Below are 16,344 nucleotides of genomic sequence, written 5' to 3'. Positions count from 1 at the left end.
CCGGTGCAGTACGCCACACAACCGCCACGGCCGTCCGGTGCACAGGGACGGACAGACGGCAAGGACGCCCTTCGATGACCACCGCCGCCCAGGCCTCGATGATCAACCCCGTGAGCCTGTTCCTCGAGGCCGACATCGTCGTGCAGGCGATCATGATCGGACTGGCGATCGCCTCCCTGTGGTCCTGGGCCGTGATCATCGACAAGGCGGCGCGATTCTCGTCGCTGAACCGCCAGGCCGACAATTTCGAGAAGGCGGTCGGGTCCGGCCGGTCGCTGGAAGAGGTCGCCGCCCAGGCGGGTCCCGATCCGGTCCATCCGCTGCCGCGCATGCTGGTCATCGCCCTGGCCGACTGGCGCGAGGCGCGGACGCGCGGCCCCCTGACCGAGAACCAGGCCAATCTGCTGATGTCGCGGATCGACCGGGCGCTGGACAGCCTGATCGCCCGCGAGGGCCAGAGGGTCGAGAACGGCCTCGGCGTGCTGTCGGTGGTGGCGACCTCCTCGCCCTTCATCGGCCTGTTCGGCACGGTCTGGGGCATCATGAACGCCTTCGGGGCCATCGCCCTGTCGGGCAACACCAATCTGGCCACCGTGGCCCCGGCGATTTCCGAGGCCCTGTTCGCCACGGCCCTCGGCCTGGCCGCGGCCATTCCGGCCTATATCGCCTACAACAAATTCTCGATCGACGCGGGCAAGTTCACCGGCCGGCTGGAAAGCTTCGCCGACGACCTGCAGTCCGCCGTGGCGCGCCGTCTGGGGGGCTCGACCGCCGCGTCGCCGCCGCCGCCGGCGCCCGCGCCGCCTTCGGGCGACTACAGCCGCCGGGAGTTCTGAGCCATGGCGCTGGCGGGCGGCGGCGGGGGCGGACACGTCCGGGGCCGCAGACGGCCGCGCAAGCGGCCGCTGAGCGAGATCAATGTGACGCCGCTGGTCGACGTCATGCTGGTGCTGCTGATCATCTTCATGATCTCGGCGCCGCTGCTGACGACCGGGGTCGAGGTCGAACTGCCCAGGACCGAGGCCAGCGCCGTCGAGACCAATCAGGAGCCGGTGGTGGTCTCGATCGACCGCGACGGCGCCATCTTCGTCGCCGATGGGGAGGTGGCGTGGGATCGCCTGATCCTGGCCGTGGCCCAGGAGGGCGGCGAGAACGCGCGCGACAAGCCGGTCTTCGTCCGCGCCGACGGCCGCGCGCCCTACCAGGCCGTGGCGCGCGTCATGGCCCGGCTGTCGGGCGCCGGCTTCACGAAAATGAACCTGATCACCGACACCTCGGCCCAATCTACCGGATCAGGCGGGGAGGGCTGACGCCTTGGAACGGCCAGGCCCGGCCCTGATCGGTTCCGTCCTGGTGCACGGGGGCGCCATCGCCGCCGTGCTGGCGGCCAGCCTGTTCGCGCCCCGCGCCGAGCTGCGTCCGATCCTCAACGCCGTGCCCGTCTCGATCGTCTCCGACGTGGTGATCGAGGCCGCCGCCGCCGACAATCCGAGCGAGGAGCTGGTCACCGAGGACGCCGCCACGGCGCCGGTGGCCCCGCCGCCCGAGCCGGTTCCCGCGCCGCCCGAGCCGAAGCCGGTCCCGCCGCCCCTCCCGACGCCCACGCCGTTGAAGAAGACAACGCCGCCGCGTCCCACGCCGCCGCGCGCCCAGCCGACCCCGCCGCGGCCCACGCCGCCCCGCCCGACCCCGCCGCGCCGCGAGGAGACGCTGGACCTCGACGCCCTCGCGGGGCCGCCGCGTCCCGCGACCCGGCCCGGCACGCGCCCGGCCACGGGGCAGACGGGCCGCGGTTCGGCCCCGCAGGCCGTCGGCCGGGCCTCGCTGCAGGCCCTCGCGGGCCAGGTGACCCCGCACTGGGACGTGAACTGCGATATTCCGGGCGGCGATGACCTGACCATCGGCGTACGCGTCACCCTGGATGCGCGCGGCCGGATCGTCGGCAGTCCCCGCCTGACCCAGCCGCGCAGCGAGCCGGGCTGGCGCGCGGCGGCCGATTCGGTGCTTCGCGCCATCCATGCGGCCGCGCCATTCGACATGCCCGCCGGTTATGAACAGCAGGAACTGCCCTTTTCGTTCCGGACGGCGACGATGTGCGGCTCCCGCTGATCGCGCCTTCACCAATGTGACGCCTTCGGGCTACCTATCGCCCTGGACCGGTTGGCGGACCTGATTATCGCCGCATTCCCGCCCAAGCTGGCGAACACGCGGTCCGGGTGCGTCGGTCCCGCCCGCGCAGACGACTGGAGACCTTGATGCGAACGACCCTTCTTCTGGCCACAGCCGCCTTGGCGGCGAGCCTCGCCGCCGAGGCCGCGTCGGCCCAGACGCCGGCGCCGCCGCAGCAGGAAGACATCGTCGTCGATCAGGGCGTGCTGCGGCCGTTGCAGATCGCCGTGGTCAATTTCGACGGCCAGAACGGGGCCGACCTGGGCGGCGTCATCCGCGCCGACCTGCGTCGCTCGGGCTATTTCGAGCCGATGGACCCGGCCGGCTTCGTCGAGACCGGGCTGACCCTGGCCAATGCCCCCAACTTCCCGCAATGGACCTCGATCGGCGCCCAGGCGGTGCTCTATGGCGCGGTCACGCGCCGGCCCGATGACCGCAATGACTACGGTTTCCGGCTGTACGACCCCTATCGCCAGTGCCAGCTGGCCTCCTACCAGTTCACCGCCACGCCCGAGCAATGGCGCCGGATCGGCCACAAGATCGCCGACCTGGTCTATCAGCGCATGACCGGCGAGACCGGCCTGTTCGACAGCCGCGTGGTGTTCGTCTCCGAAAGCGGGACCCAGCTGAACCGCCTGTCGCGTCTGGCGATTTCGGACCAGGACGGGTTCAACCCGATCTATCTGACCCAGGGCGACGAGATCATCATGTCGCCCCGCTTCTCGCTGAACGATCCCAACGAGATCACCTATGTAGCGCTGGGCAGGGACTACAGCCGCATCTACCTCTACAATCTGGCGACCGGCCGCCGCGAAAGCCTCGGCGAGTTCGACGGCCAGGTCCTGGCCCCGCGCTTCTCGAACGACGGGTCGAAGATGGCCTTCTCGATCATCCGGGGCGGCAACACCGACGTCTATGTGATGGACCTGTCCAGCCGTCAGGTGCGGCGCCTGACCAGCGATCCCGGCATCGACACCTCGCCCTCGTTCAGTCCCGACAACAGCCAGATCGTCTTCACCTCGGACCGGTCCGGCAGCGCCCGCCTGTACGTCATGCGCGCCGACGGCACTGGCCAGCGCGCCATCGCCCGCGGCGGCGGCCTGTACACCGCCCCGAACTGGAGCCCGCGCGGCGACCTGATCGCCTTCACCAAACAGGGCGGCGGCCGTTTTTCGACCGGCGTCATGAAGCCCGACGGCTCGGGCGAGCGCATCCTGTCGTCCAGCTATTTCGAGGAGGGTCCGTCCTGGGCCCCGAACGGGCGCTACATCATGTTCGCGCGCCAGAGCCCGGGCGGCGACACCCGGCTGTGGACCGTCGACCTGTCAGGCCGGGTGGTGGCCCAGGCCGGCTACGACGGCCGGGGTTCGGACCCGGCCTGGTCGCCGCTTCTGGACGAACAGCCGTCGAATCTGGGCGGGACCGGCCCCGACGCCTGCCCGAGCTGACGACAAACCGAGCCCTGTAGCTCAAACCCGCGTTATCGCGACTGGTGAAACCGGTGGCGCGTCAGTAGCAACGCTTTAAAGCCAAGTCAGAGGCCCCGGCCTCACCTGAAGGAGACGATCCGATGATGAAGCCCTCGACCCTGGTCCGTCTGGCCGCCGTCGGCCTGGCCGTGACCGCCATCGCCGCCTGCACCCCGCGCCGTCCCGCCGACACCGGCGCGGGCGAGACCGTGCCGCCCGCCGGCAACGAGCAGTACAACGACAACAGCGCCGCCCCGATCACCGGCGGCGCCGTCGGCGCGGCCGCCCCCGGCTCCGAGCAGGACTTCGTCGTCAACGTCGGCGACCGGGTCTATTTCGACCTCGACAGCTATCAGATCCGCCCCGAGGCCTATCCGCGCATGGACGCCCAGGTCGCCTGGCTGCAGCGCTATCCCACTGTGACCGTTCGCATCGAGGGCAACGCCGACGAACGCGGCACCCGCGAATACAACCTGGCCCTGGGCGCCCGCCGCGCCGAATCGGTCCGCACCTATCTGGTCGAGCGCGGCGTCAACGCCGGCCGCATCGACACCATCAGCTATGGCAAGGAACGGCCGATCGCCGCCGGTTCGACCGAAGAAGCCTTCGCCCGCAACCGCAACGCCCACACCGCGATCGTCTCGGGCGCGACGCGCTGATACGATCCTTCGCCCCGTCGCCACGCGGCGGGGCGGCGCCCCTGGGACGACCATGACCATGCTGAAGCTGCCCGCCGCCCTCCGTACGCGCAACGCCCTGATCTCGGTCCTGGGCGTGATCCTGATCGCCGGGACCACGACCGTCGTGGCCCAGACCGCGCCGCTGGAGCCGATCCAGTGGGACAAGCGCCGGCTGGACCAACTGGACCGCAATGTGCGCCGTCTCGAGCGCGCCGTGACCCAGCGCAACGCCGCCGGACAGCCCGTCATCATCGAGCCCGACGCCGAGGTCGTGGCGCTTCAGGGCCGCGTCGGCCTGATGGATCGCCGGCTGTCCGACGTGGAGGCCACGGTCCAGCGCGTCAACGGCGACCTCGAGCGGCTGACTTTCCAGCTGGACGAGGCCACGCGCGACAACGGCGCCCTGACCACCCGCCTGCGCGACGCCGAGGGCCGTCTGCAGGCCATCGAACAGGCCGCCGCCCGCGAAGCCGAGCTCAACGCCCCGATCCCGACGACCTCGCCGACCGGCGACGCCGCCCGCGACCTGACCGCCGCCGCGCGCCTGGCCGCCAGCGATCCGGCGCGGGGCGACCGCGCCCTGCAGGCCGTCATCGCCGCCTGGCCCGACACGCCCCAGGCCCAGGAGGCCTCGAGCCGTCTGGGCGACCTGCGCGTCTCGGCCGGCGACCATGCGGGCGCGGTCTCGGCCTACGCCGCCGCCCTGCGGGGCTGGCCGACCACGCCCTGGGCCCCGGCGACCACGCTGGAACTGGCCAATGCGCTGAACGCCACCGACCGCAAGACCCAGGCCTGCACCGCCCTGACCGAGTTCGGCCGCCGCTACGCCGAGGCCGCGACGCCGGTGGTCCGCACCCGCGCGGCCGAGGCCCGGACCCGCATCGGCTGCCCCGCCGCGACGCCGGTCCGGCGGCCGGGCTGAACCCGACCCCGGACGACTGGACCGGGCCGGTTCTGGCCCGCCTGTCCGCTCGCTTGGAGCCGGACGTCGATCATCCGCTCGCCCTGGCCCTGTCGGGCGGGGGCGACTCCCTCGCCCTGCTGCACGTCGCGGCCGGCTGGGCGCGGGCCAACGGGCGACGCCTGCTGGCCCTGACGGTCGACCACGGGCTCCACCCCGACAGCGCGGACTGGACCGCCTTCGCCCGGACAGCCGCCCAGGACGCCGGCGCGGAGTGGCGGCGCCTGACGTGGGCCGGGCCGAAACCCTCGACGGGCCTGACGGCCGCCGCCCGCCGCGCCCGACACGCGCTGATCGCCGACGCCGCGCGCGAGGCGGGCGCCCGTATCATCCTGTTCGCCCACACCGCCGACGACATCGCCGAGGGCGAGGTCATGCGGGAAGAAGGCTCCACGCTCGGCCGGCTGCGCGACTGGGCTCCGTCTCCGGCCTGGCCCGAGGGGCGCGGGCTGATGCTGCTGCGCCCCATGCTCGACGCTGGCCGGGCGGAGGTCCGCGACTGGCTGGCGGGGCAGGGGGCGGCGTGGATCGACGACCCGGCCAATGAGGACCTGACGTACGCCCGCAGCCGCGCCCGCGCCTCCCTTCTCCCATCGGGAGAAGGAGGGGCCCGCCCGGCGAAAGCCGGGTGGGCGGACGAGGGGTTACGGCACCATGCGGCGCCGCCGCCGGAACCCCTCACCCTTTCGCGCCAGAACGACGGCTGCGCCGCCCGCTCAACCCCTCTGCCGAGGGGAGAGGGGTGGTTCCAACCGCCCCGCGACATCGACGCTCAGGCCCTCGCCGCGGTCCTCGTCTGCGCCGGAGGCGGTGACCGCCCGCCCCGCCGGGACCGGCTGAGCGCCCTCGTGACCCGCCTTCGCTCCGGCGAATCCTTCACCGCCACCCTCTGCGGCGCTCGCATCGAGGCCGCCGCCAACCGCGTCGCCATCACCCGCGAGCCCGGCGAACTGACCCGCCGTCCTCCGCCGCCCTTGCCGCTGACGCCCGGAGTCGAAGCCGTCTGGGACGGCCGCTGGGCCATCACCTCAGCCGAACCCGGCTGGTCCGTCGTCTCCGCCGCCGGCCGCATGGCCGCCCTGTCCGACGCCGATCGCGCGGTCCTGAAGGCCCTGCCGCCCCCGGCTCGCGGCGGCCAACCTGTGCTGATCCGGAACGATGGCGGCGCCCCGGTTCTTGCACGGACGGCGGCGCGAACGCGGTCGCTGATCGAATGGAGACTGGCGCTCGCGCTGGACCGAATGACGCACGAAAGGGACCTGGGCGCCGTCATCCATGGCGCAACGCCTCCGAACCCCCTATTTTCGACCTGACATCAGTGACGGGGCGCGCCCGCGCCCGAGGAACGAGACGAGCATGAACCTGCGTAACTTCGCCTTCTGGGGCCTCATCATCCTCGGGGCCATGGCCGTCTATGTGGCCGTCAGCCGTCCCGGGGGCATCGCCGCCCCCGCCGGTGCCAAGGCCGCGGCGCAACAGCCCCAGGCGATGACCTATTCCGACCTGCTCAAGGCGCGCGACGCCGGCGACATCGCCAGCGTCGAGTCGCGCGGCGAGACCCTGAAGGCGACCCTGAAGGACAACCGGGTCGTCACCGTCACCACGCCCGTTCCCAACGGCGACCTGCTGACCAGCATCGCCGAGACCGGCGCCGTCGTCGACGCCAAGAGCACGCGCCAGTCCATCTGGGTCAGCGCCCTGATCGGCCTGCTGCCCTTCGTGCTGATCATCGGCCTGTGGATCCTGATCATGCGCCAGATGCAGGGTGGCGCGCGCGGGGCCATGGGCTTCGGCAAGTCCAAGGCCAAGCTGCTGACCGAGCACAAGGGCCGCAAGACCTTCGACGACGTCGCCGGCGTGGACGAGGCCAAGGAAGAGCTGCAGGAGGTCGTCGACTTCCTCAAGGATCCCGGCAAGTTCCAGAAGCTGGGCGGCAAGATCCCCAAGGGCGCCCTGCTGGTCGGCCCTCCCGGCACCGGCAAGACCCTGCTGGCCCGCGCCGTGGCCGGGGAGGCGGGCGTGCCCTTCTTCTCGATCTCGGGCTCCGACTTCGTCGAGATGTTTGTCGGCGTCGGCGCCAGCCGCGTGCGCGACATGTTCGAACAGGCCAAGAAGAACGCCCCCTGCATCATCTTCATCGACGAGATCGACGCCGTCGGCCGTCACCGCGGCGCCGGTCTGGGCGGCGGCAATGACGAGCGCGAGCAGACCCTGAACCAGCTGCTGGTCGAGATGGACGGCTTCGAGGCCAACGAGGGCATCATCCTGATCGCCGCCACCAACCGTCCCGACGTGCTGGACCCGGCCCTGCTGCGTCCCGGCCGCTTCGACCGCCAGGTCGTGGTGCCCAATCCCGACGTCAACGGCCGCGAGAAGATCCTGCGCGTCCACATGAAGGACGTGCCCCTGGCCTCGGACGTGGTGGTCAAGACCATCGCCCGCGGCACCCCCGGCTTCTCCGGCGCCGACCTGGCCAATCTGGTCAATGAGGCGGCCCTGATGGCGGCCCGAAAGGACCGTCGCATGGTCACCCATCGCGATTTCGAGGACGCCAAGGACAAGGTCATGATGGGCGCAGAGCGCAAATCCATGGCCATGAACGAGGAAGAGCGCCGCCTGACCGCCTATCACGAGGGCGGCCACGCGATCGTGGCCATGAACGTCAAGATGGCCGACCCGGTGCACAAGGCGACCATCGTCCCGCGCGGCCAGGCCCTCGGCATGGTGATGCAGCTGCCGGAAGGCGACCGCTATTCCATGAAGTACCAGCAGATGGTCGACCGCATCGCCATCATGGCCGGCGGCCGCGTCGCCGAGGAGCTGATCTTCGGCAAGGAGAACATCACCTCGGGCGCGTCCTCTGACATCCAGCAGGCCTCGAAATTGGCCCGCCGCATGGTCACCCAGTGGGGCTTCTCGGACATCCTGGGCACCGTCGCCTATGGCGAGAACGAGCAGGAGGTTTTCCTGGGACACTCGGTGGCCCGCAGCCAGAACGTCTCGGAAGAGACGGCCCGGATCATCGATTCCGAGGTCAAGCGCATCGTCGGCGCCGGCTGGGACGAGGCTCGCCAGATCCTGACCGACAAGGCCGCCGATCTGGAAACCCTGGCCCAGGCGTTGCTCGAGTACGAGACCCTGTCGGGTCAGGAGATCAAGGACCTGCTCGAGAAGGGTCTCGCCCCCAACCGCGACGAAAGCAACTTCCCCAACGCCGGCCCGTCGGTCTCGGTGCCGATCACCCCGGTGTCGGACGGCGTCACCGTCGAGCCCGCCACGGTCCACTGACCGCGAGGCCGGCCAGGCCTGAAGGGCGCGCCCGTCGGCGCGCCCGTTTCCTCCGGGATTTCCGATGAGCCGTCCCCGCGTCATGGGCATCGTCAACGTCACCCCCGACAGCTTCTCGGACGGCGGCCGGCTGGCCTCGGTCGAGGCCGCCGTGGCGCATGGGCTGCGGCTGGTCGAACGGGGCGCGGACATTCTCGATGTCGGGGGGGAGAGCACGCGGCCCGGCGCCGGGCCGGTCACGGCGGAGGACGAGATCGCCCGCGTCCTTCCCGTTATCGAGGGGCTGCGCGCCAACTGGGACGGCCCCATCAGCATCGACACCATGAAGCCCGCGGTCGCCCGCGCCGCGGTCGCCGCCGGGGCGACGATGTGGAACGATGTGACCGCCCTCGGCCACGCCCCCGACAGTGTCGCCACCGCCGCCGAACTCGGCTGCGACGTGGTGCTGATGCACATGAAGGGCGAGCCGCGCACCATGCAGGCCGATCCCCGCTATGACGACGTCGTCGCCGAGGTCGCGGACTGGCTGGTCGCCCGCGCCGGCGCGGCCCTGGCCGCCGGCGTGGCGCGCGAGCGCATCTGGCTGGATCCCGGCATCGGCTTCGGCAAGACGGCGGCGCACAACCTGGCCCTGACGGCGCATCTGGACCGGCTGACGGCGACCGGCTTCCCCGTCCTCTACGCGGCCAGCCGCAAGCGCACGATCCAGTCGGTCGACCCGACGGCGAGCGACGCCGACGACCGCCTCGGCGGCTCCCTGGCCCTGGCGCTCGAGGCCGCGCGGCGCGGGGCCGCGATCATCCGCGTCCACGACGTCCGCGAAACCGTCCAGGCGCTGGCAGTCCAGGCCGCCGTCGGCTCGGCGATCGTCGGATAAAGCACGATCCGGCTTGCCGAACCGGCCGCGATTGGCCATCCAGCGCGCATGACCTCGCCCCTCGGACGCGTCCTGATCATCGCCGGCTCGGACTCGGGCGGCGGGGCGGGGGTGCAGGCCGACATCAAGGCGGTCACCGCCCTGGGCGGTTACGCCGCCACGGCGATCACCGCGATCACGGTGCAGAACACCCTTGGCGTTCACGGCGTCCATCCGCTGCCGCTGGATCTGATCGAGGCCCAGGCGCGGGCCGTGCTGGACGATATCGGCGCCGACGCCATCAAGACCGGCATGCTGGGTTCGCGCCAGGTGGTGGAACGCGTCGCCGCCATTCTGGACAGTTGCGCCGCCCCGGCGGTCGTCGACCCCGTCATGGTCGCCAAGGGCGGGCAGAGCCTGCTCGCCGACGACGCCGTCTCGGCGGTCCGGGCGCTGATGATCCCGCGCGCCGCCCTGCTGACGCCCAACGCGCCCGAGGCCGAGGCCCTGACCGGCCTCGAGGTCAGGGATATCGAGGGCCAGCGCCGGGCGGGCGAGCATCTGCTCGACCTCGGGGCCGCGGCCGTGCTCATGAAGGGCGGCCATATTCCGGGCGAGACCGTCATCGACGTCCTCGTCACGCCGGACGGCGAAACCCTGCTCGAGGGCCCGCGTCTGGACACCCGCCACACCCACGGCACCGGCTGCACCCTGGCCAGCGCCTGCGCCGCGGGGCTGGCGAAGGGGCTGCCGCTGGAGGCCGCCGTGGCCGAGGCCTGGGCCTATGTCGCCGAGGCCATCCGCCGCGCGCCGGGTCTGGGCGCGGGGCACGGGCCGCTGGACCACGGCTGGCCGATGAGGCGCGACCGATGAAGGCGCTGGAATCCCGGCTGGTCGACATTGTCCGCGCCGACCCGGGCCTGATGCATGTGCTGCGAGGGATTCGGGATCAGGACCTGCCGGACTGGCGGATATTCTCGGGCGCGGTCTACCAGAGCGTCTGGAACGCCCTGACGGGCCGGCCGGCGGGCTATGGCGTCCGCGACTATGACGTCGGCTATTTCGATCCGGACACGAGCTGGGACGCCGAGGACGTCGTCATCAAACGGGTCGCGGCCGCCTTCGACGAGCCCTTCCGCAGCACCGTCGAGGTGCGCAACCAGGCGCGCGTGCCGATCTGGTTTCCCGCCCATTTCGGCGAGCCCTATGACCCGCTGTCGGGCACCGACGAGGCCCTTGAGCGGTTCGTGGCCCCGGCCTTCGCCATCGGCGTGCGGCTGGAGAAGGACGACGCCGTCAGTGTGGCCGCGCCCCTGGGCCTGGACGACATGTTCAACCTGGTCCTGCGGCCCAATCCCAACCGCGGCGTGGCGAGGGACTGGCTGCGCGTGGTCGAACGGGCGCGGGCGCGCTGGCCTGAACTGACCGTCATCGAACCGGAGACCGCCTGATGCGCCAGTGGACCGTCGACGCCTTCGCCTCCGAGCCCTTCAAGGGCAATCCGGCCTGCGTGGTCGAACCGTTTCGCCAATGGCCCTCCGATGCCTGGATGCAGGCGCTGGCCAGGGAGAACAACCAGGCCGAAACCGCCTTCCTGCTGCGCACGGGCGATCCGGCGCGGTTCGGCCTGCGCTGGTTCACCCCGGGCATGGAGGTCGATCTGTGCGGCCACGCCACCCTGGCCTCGGCTCATGTCCTGCTGGCCGAGACGGGCCTTGAGGCGGCGGCCCTGACCTTCGACACCCGCTCGGGCCCGCTGATCGTGAGGCGGGCGGCGTCTGGCTATGAAATGGACTTCCCGGCCGATCCGCCGCGCCGCTGCGCGACGGCGCCCGCCGGCCTGGCCGAGGCGCTGGGCGCGGACCCGGTCGAGGTCTGGGCCGGCCGCTATCTGGTCGCGGTGCTGGCCGACGCGGCGGCGGTGCGCGCTGTTTCGCCCGACATCCGCGCCCTGACGCCGATCCAGGGCGAGGCCGGGGAGACGGGGCAGGTGATCGTCTGCGCCCTGGCCGATCCGTCCGACGACGTGGACGTGGTCGACCGCTTCTTCGCCCCCGGCTGCGGCGTGGACGAGGATCCGGCCACGGGCTCCGCCCACTGCATCCTCGCGCCGCTGTACGCCGACAAGCTGGGTCGCCGGGACGTGCGCTTCCGGCAGCTGTTTCCGGGACGCGGCGGCGACATCGGGACCGAGGTGCGGGGCGATCGCGTCCTGCTGCGCGGACAGGCGGTGACCGTGGTCGAAAGCCGCCTGAGGCTGACCGCGTAAGCAAAAGGGGCGCGACCCTTGCGGATCGCGCCCCTCGGACCTCCGGGGGAGGAAGGTCCGGCTAGTAGCGACGGTTGTCGTTGTCGCGACGTTCGGCGCGCACCAGGGCCGACAGACGGTCGTAGCGGCGGTCCAGTTCCATGCGTTCGCGGGCCGACAGGCCGCCGCGCATATAGCTGTACTCAAGCTGGACCAGCTGGTTCAGTTCGGCCCGAAGGCGCATCGCTTCCCGGCGGCTCAGCTGGCGATTGCGTTCGCCCCGGTCGATGCGGCGGTCCAGCTGATATTTGCGCTGGGAGATCGATTGCCAGCCGCCGCGGTTGTCCCGCTCGTAGCGGTCGCCGCGACGCTCTTGCTCGTAACGTCCGTCGCGACGCTCTTGCTCGTAGCGTCCGTCGCGATCGCCGCGATACTCCTGCTCGTAACGGCCGTCGCGGTCGCCGCGATACTGGCCTTGATAGTTCTGGGCCATGGCCGGGACCGCGATGGAGACCGCGGCCAGGGCGATGGCGGGGATGAGGAACGTCTTCATCTGTCGTCTCCTGGCGGTTCGACGCGGACCGGGTGGCCGGCGTTGAGACGGAGAAGACCACTCCCAGCGTGAGCCCTGCCTGAACGCCCTGTGTCAGCTGCCGTTCATCCCCGTGACATCGCCGTAATGGGGCCCGTCCCCGCTTTGAACTTCCGCCGCCCGGGCGGGGCGCGGACGGTAAAATATGTCTATGTTGGTCGTTCAGCCCGCGTTCAGAGCCTGAGGCCTAAACCCGTCCCCATGTTTCGCTCCCTCGCCATAGGACTTGCCGCCCTGACCGCGGCCGCCCCCCTGTCCCAGGCGGTTGCGCAGGACCGCGTCCCGCGCGGCGACCGCGATCGTCCGGAGCGCGAGCGGCAGGACGAACGGCCCCGGATCAGCGTGGGTGAGGCCGCGCAGCGCGCCTCCTCGGGTCGCCCGGGGCGATTCCTGGGCGCCAGCGACCGCGGCGGAACCATCGTGGTTCGATGGGAGTATCCCGGCGGCCGGATCGCCGACATCATGGTGGATGGCCGCACCGGCCGGGTCATCGGAGAACGCTGAATGCGCGTGCTGCTTGTCGAGGACGACGTTGACCTGTCGCGTCAGCTGAAGCTGGCCCTGGGCGACGCCGGTTACGCGGTCGATCACGCCGCGGACGGCGAGGAAGCCCATTTCCTCGGCGACACCGAGCCCTATGACGTGGTGGTGCTGGACCTCGGCCTCCCCAAGATCGACGGCGTTTCGGTGCTGGAACGCTGGCGCCGCGACGGCAAGACCACGCCGGTGCTGATCCTGACGGCGCGGGGCGCCTGGTCCGACAAGGTGGCGGGCTTCGACGCCGGCGCCGACGACTATCTGACCAAGCCCTTCCACACCGAGGAACTCCTGGCCCGCCTGCGGGCCCTGCTGCGCCGTTCGGCCGGCATCGCCTCGGCGACCCTGTCGTGCGGCGGCCTCCGGCTTGATCCGCGCGCGGCCCGGGCGACGGTCAACGGCGAGCCCCTGCGGCTGACCTCGCTCGAATACCGGCTGCTCCACTATCTGATGATGCACCAGGGCCGGGTGATCAGCCGCACCGAGCTGGTCGAACACCTGTACGACCAGGACTTCGACCGCGACTCCAACACGATCGAGGTGTTCGTCGGACGTCTTCGCAAGAAGATCGGCTCTGACCGCATCGAGACGGTGAGAGGCCTCGGCTATCGCCTGACCCCGCTGGCCGGGGAGTCCGAGGGGGCGTGACCGAAACGTCGGGGGACGAGCCGGTCGATACAAACGGACGATCCTGGGGCCGCTGGTTCGGCCGCCCGGGCAAAAGCCTGACGCGGCGCCTGATCTGGCTGGCCTCGGCCTGGATCGTGCTGGCCCTGGTGCTGACCGGCTGGGCCCTGACCACCCAGTATCGGGAATCCGCCCTGCGCCGCCTGGGCGACGTTCTGGCCGACACCATCGACGAGGTGGTCGTGGCGTCCGATGCGACGCCCGAAGGCGTGACGGTGACCCCGATCATGGATGCCCAGACCCTGCGCGCCCTGTCCGGCAAGTATTGGGCGGTCGCCGAGTTCGGGCCGGACGGAGGCTTGCGCGTGCTGGCCCGGTCGCCGTCGCTGGCGGGCGAAAGCCTGTTCGTCCCGGTCGACCTGCCCGGCCGCCTGCGCGCCGCCGACGGCGAAACCATCAGCTACACCGCCCCGGGCCCCCTGCGTCGTCCCTACCCCGAGCCGTTGCGGGTGGCGGCCAGCATGAAGTCGCTGCCGGGCCGGGACGCGCCGCTGGTCTTCATGGCGGGCATCAACCGCTCGGACATCGACGAGGACACGCGCGAGTTCGCCACCTTCACCTGGACGTCGCTGCTGATCCTCGGCCTGGGCCTGGTGATCGCCGTCTTCCTGCAGGTCCAGATCGGCCTGCGGCCGCTGTTCGCCCTGCGCAACGAGATCGCTGACGTGCGCAAGGGCCGGATCGCCCGCATCGCCGGCAGCTATCCGCTCGAGATCCAGCCCCTGGCGGAACAGGTCAATCGTCTGCTGGACCACAATCAGGAGACGGTCGAGCGCCAGCGCACCCATGTGGGCAACCTCGCCCATGCGCTGAAGACGCCGCTTTCGGTCATGCTGGCCGCGGCGGGGGACCAGCCGGGCGATCTGCCCGACATGGTGCGCAAACAGACCGAGGTGATGAAGGCCCAGGTCGATCACCACCTGCGCCGCGCCCGCGCTGCGGTCCGCGCCCATGCCCTGGGCGAACGCACGCCGATCGCCGAGGTCCTGGACGAGATGGCCGTCATGCTGGAGCGGGTGTTCGAGACCAAGGGGGTGGAGATCGACTGGCGCGCCCCCGATGATCTGGGCTTCCGCGGCGAGCGGCAGGACCTGCAGGAAATCCTCGGCAATCTGATCGAGAACGCCTGCAAATGGTCGAAACGACGGGTCCGGATTTCCGCCGGACCGACCGGTCTGGGCCAGATGGTCGTGGTCGTGGAGGACGACGGCCCCGGCCTGCGCGCGGACCAGCGCGAGGCCGCGCTGGAAAGGGGCGCGCGGATGGACGAAACCACGCCGGGCTCGGGTCTGGGCCTGTCGATCGTCGTCGAGCTGACGCGGGCCTATGGCGGTCGCATCACCCTGGCCGACAGCGACCTGGGCGGACTGAAAGTTCTGCTGGAGCTGCCCGCGGCCGAGGCTTGATCCGGCGTCTCGCACAGCGCTTGTTAACCCTGAATGTGCAGTGTGGCGGGCGGTCGGGCGTCTTCCGGCCTTGGGAACATTGAATGTCGGGGCTGACCGTCGCCCACAAAGTCGCGCTCGCCGCCATGCTGGAGCGGTGTCCGGACGCCATGCTCAAGACCGTGGCCTCCGCCGTCGCGCCCCTGCCGGGCGGTCGGGCGGCGGAACTGCGCATGATGCTGGCGGACGAGCAGCGGGACCGCGTGCGCCGTCAATTCGTCATGGCTCCCCTGATTCCCATGTTCCGGGACCGGGCCGACGGGGTCGCGGCCCTCACGTTTCCGCCTTTCGTTCTGGCGCGCCTGTGGAAGGCCGCGTCCGCCCGGGAACCCGGCCTGTTGCCCCGTCTGGACGGCGACGAACCCTCCGTGATGGTCGCCGACCGCATCTGCCTGGCCGCCGCCGCCCTCGTGCGCGACCAGCCCGATCTGATCTGGCCCGGCGGGCAGGATCCGGCGCGGCTGGCCGGCCTCGAGGACCTCGCCGCCTGCCTCGACCTGGCCCACATGGCCCGCCGCGGCCTGCCGTCTCTGGAAGTCTGGCTGAAGCGCCCGGATGGCGACCAGATCGCCGAGTTGCGCCTGTTGCTCAAGGATTGCGCCGGCATTCGCCTCGAGGGCGCCCAGCGGGTGCTGGAAATCCTGTTCTCCCACCTGGATGACGCCGTCCTGATCCTGCGCATCGTCACCCAGACATCCTGCGCGGTGGACCAGGAGGGTTTTCTGAGCGCCTCGGAACTGGCCGGGTTCGTCGATCGGCTGATCGCCGGCGTGGACCTGCGCGCGGCCCGGATCGCCGCCTTCAAGCCCGCCGCCGACATCGCCCGGGTCAAGGACGTCATCGCCGATCTGACCTGGTGCGCGAACGTGCTGGGCGAACTGGACGTGACCCTGACCCTCAATCCCCAGAGCGCATGGGGCAAGTCCGTCCGCGACGGGCGGGTCGCGATCGCCGGTCGGCTGTCGGCCTTGCTTCGCGCCGCCGACAAGGCCGTCGACCAGGCCCTGCCCATGGAACGCGTCCAGATGGCCGGCCGCATGACCCGCAAGGCGCCGCAACTGGACGCGCCGATCGACGGCGAGACCGTCCTGGCCGCGCGCAGCCTGCTGCGGCTGGTGGGTTCGGTGCGGGGCCCGGCCTCGACCTTCGGCTGCGAGGCTGACCGCAAGACCCTCGTCGAGGCCCTGACGGCGCGCCTGACCGACTATGCCGACCTCGTCCTGCGCATGATCAACGACGGCGAGGCGCCCGACGAAGCCCATGCCCTGAAGGTGATGGCTTTCACGGCCCAGTGCCTGGACCTGATAGCCGCGACGGAGGCCGCCCGCACGGTGCGTCGTCGGGCCGCAGTCGCCGGAGGCTCGTCGGCGGGCGGCGGGGCCTCGTCGCGGGCCGCCTGATCGGCTACATCG

The 16,344-nt window shown here is 71.2% G+C and carries 17 protein-coding genes; 16 read left to right on the top strand and 1 reads right to left on the bottom strand.

The genetic code is table 11. The features are described from left to right. Positions 1–74: 74 nt before the first annotated feature. From tolQ to ASD59_RS08865, 12 genes are all read left to right on the top strand, one after another. Positions 75–836, top strand: a complete 762-nt coding sequence (gene tolQ / locus ASD59_RS08920) for a protein TolQ (protein WP_055830987.1) — start codon at positions 75–77, stop codon at positions 834–836. Between the two features lie 3 nt (positions 837–839). Continuing rightward, entirely contained in the window at positions 840–1,310 is a 471-nt protein-coding gene (locus ASD59_RS08915) for an ExbD/TolR family protein (RefSeq protein ID WP_055830985.1), read from the top strand. A gap of 4 nt (positions 1,311–1,314) precedes the next feature. Next, positions 1,315–2,109, top strand: a complete 795-nt coding sequence (locus ASD59_RS08910; RefSeq protein WP_055830984.1) for a hypothetical protein — start codon at positions 1,315–1,317, stop codon at positions 2,107–2,109. Positions 2,110–2,255: 146 nt separating this feature from the next. Continuing rightward, positions 2,256–3,617, top strand: a complete 1,362-nt coding sequence (gene tolB / locus ASD59_RS08905) for a Tol-Pal system beta propeller repeat protein TolB (protein ID WP_055830982.1) — start codon at positions 2,256–2,258, stop codon at positions 3,615–3,617. A gap of 125 nt (positions 3,618–3,742) precedes the next feature. Next, positions 3,743–4,297 carry a peptidoglycan-associated lipoprotein Pal gene (gene pal / locus ASD59_RS08900; RefSeq protein WP_055831275.1) on the top strand — a complete coding sequence of 185 codons (555 nt, stop codon included), beginning with the start codon at positions 3,743–3,745 and terminating at the stop codon, positions 4,295–4,297. A 52-nt stretch (positions 4,298–4,349) separates the two neighbouring features. Continuing rightward, positions 4,350–5,240, top strand: a complete 891-nt coding sequence (locus ASD59_RS08895) for a tetratricopeptide repeat protein (RefSeq protein WP_235561779.1) — start codon at positions 4,350–4,352, stop codon at positions 5,238–5,240. Positions 5,241–5,293: 53 nt separating this feature from the next. After that, positions 5,294–6,592, top strand: coding sequence for a tRNA lysidine(34) synthetase TilS (tilS, locus tag ASD59_RS08890; protein WP_200943626.1), 1,299 nt, complete (start codon positions 5,294–5,296; stop codon positions 6,590–6,592). 43 nt (positions 6,593–6,635) lie between these two features. Next, positions 6,636–8,567 carry an ATP-dependent zinc metalloprotease FtsH gene (gene ftsH, locus ASD59_RS08885; RefSeq protein ID WP_055830979.1) on the top strand — a complete coding sequence of 644 codons (1,932 nt, stop codon included), beginning with the start codon at positions 6,636–6,638 and terminating at the stop codon, positions 8,565–8,567. A gap of 64 nt (positions 8,568–8,631) precedes the next feature. After that, positions 8,632–9,444, top strand: coding sequence for a dihydropteroate synthase (gene folP / locus ASD59_RS08880; RefSeq protein WP_055830977.1), 813 nt, complete (start codon positions 8,632–8,634; stop codon positions 9,442–9,444). Between the two features lie 48 nt (positions 9,445–9,492). Next, positions 9,493–10,296, top strand: coding sequence for a bifunctional hydroxymethylpyrimidine kinase/phosphomethylpyrimidine kinase (gene thiD, locus ASD59_RS08875; RefSeq protein ID WP_055830976.1), 804 nt, complete (start codon positions 9,493–9,495; stop codon positions 10,294–10,296). Next, on the top strand, positions 10,293–10,874 hold the full coding sequence (locus ASD59_RS08870) for a nucleotidyltransferase family protein (protein ID WP_055830973.1): 582 nt from the start codon (positions 10,293–10,295) through the stop codon (positions 10,872–10,874). Before thiD ends, ASD59_RS08870 begins: the two co-directional genes overlap by 4 nt. After that, a complete protein-coding gene (locus tag ASD59_RS08865; RefSeq protein ID WP_055830971.1) occupies positions 10,874–11,692 on the top strand; it encodes a PhzF family phenazine biosynthesis protein in 819 nt (272 codons plus the stop codon). The genes ASD59_RS08870 and ASD59_RS08865 overlap by 1 nt, the downstream gene beginning before the upstream one ends. A gap of 61 nt (positions 11,693–11,753) precedes the next feature. Here ASD59_RS08865 and ASD59_RS08860 read toward each other — a convergent pair whose 3' ends face one another. Then, a complete protein-coding gene (locus ASD59_RS08860; protein ID WP_055830969.1) occupies positions 11,754–12,224 on the bottom strand; it encodes a hypothetical protein in 471 nt (156 codons plus the stop codon). A 240-nt stretch (positions 12,225–12,464) separates the two neighbouring features. Here ASD59_RS08860 and ASD59_RS08855 point away from each other — a divergent pair, with 240 nt between their 5' ends. The 4 genes from ASD59_RS08855 to ASD59_RS08840 all read left to right on the top strand — a co-directional run bounded on the left by ASD59_RS08855 (position 12,465) and on the right by ASD59_RS08840 (position 16,332). Next, positions 12,465–12,767: a hypothetical protein gene (locus tag ASD59_RS08855; protein WP_055830967.1), complete on the top strand. Its 303-nt coding sequence runs from the start codon at positions 12,465–12,467 to the stop codon at positions 12,765–12,767. After that, on the top strand, positions 12,768–13,448 hold the full coding sequence (locus tag ASD59_RS08850; protein ID WP_055830966.1) for a response regulator transcription factor: 681 nt from the start codon (positions 12,768–12,770) through the stop codon (positions 13,446–13,448). It begins immediately after the preceding gene. Beyond that, positions 13,445–14,893, top strand: a complete 1,449-nt coding sequence (locus ASD59_RS08845) for a sensor histidine kinase (RefSeq protein WP_156376985.1) — start codon at positions 13,445–13,447, stop codon at positions 14,891–14,893. Before ASD59_RS08850 ends, ASD59_RS08845 begins: the two co-directional genes overlap by 4 nt. A gap of 83 nt (positions 14,894–14,976) precedes the next feature. After that, positions 14,977–16,332: a hypothetical protein gene (locus ASD59_RS08840; RefSeq protein ID WP_055830964.1), complete on the top strand. Its 1,356-nt coding sequence runs from the start codon at positions 14,977–14,979 to the stop codon at positions 16,330–16,332. Positions 16,333–16,344 lie beyond the last annotated feature (12 nt).

This window comes from Brevundimonas sp. Root608 (genome assembly GCF_001427825.1).
In the GTDB taxonomy this organism is placed as follows: Bacteria; Pseudomonadota; Alphaproteobacteria; order Caulobacterales; family Caulobacteraceae; genus Brevundimonas.
Note: the sequence above shows the minus strand (reverse complement) of the source record. Positions and strands in the feature narration are given on the sequence as shown.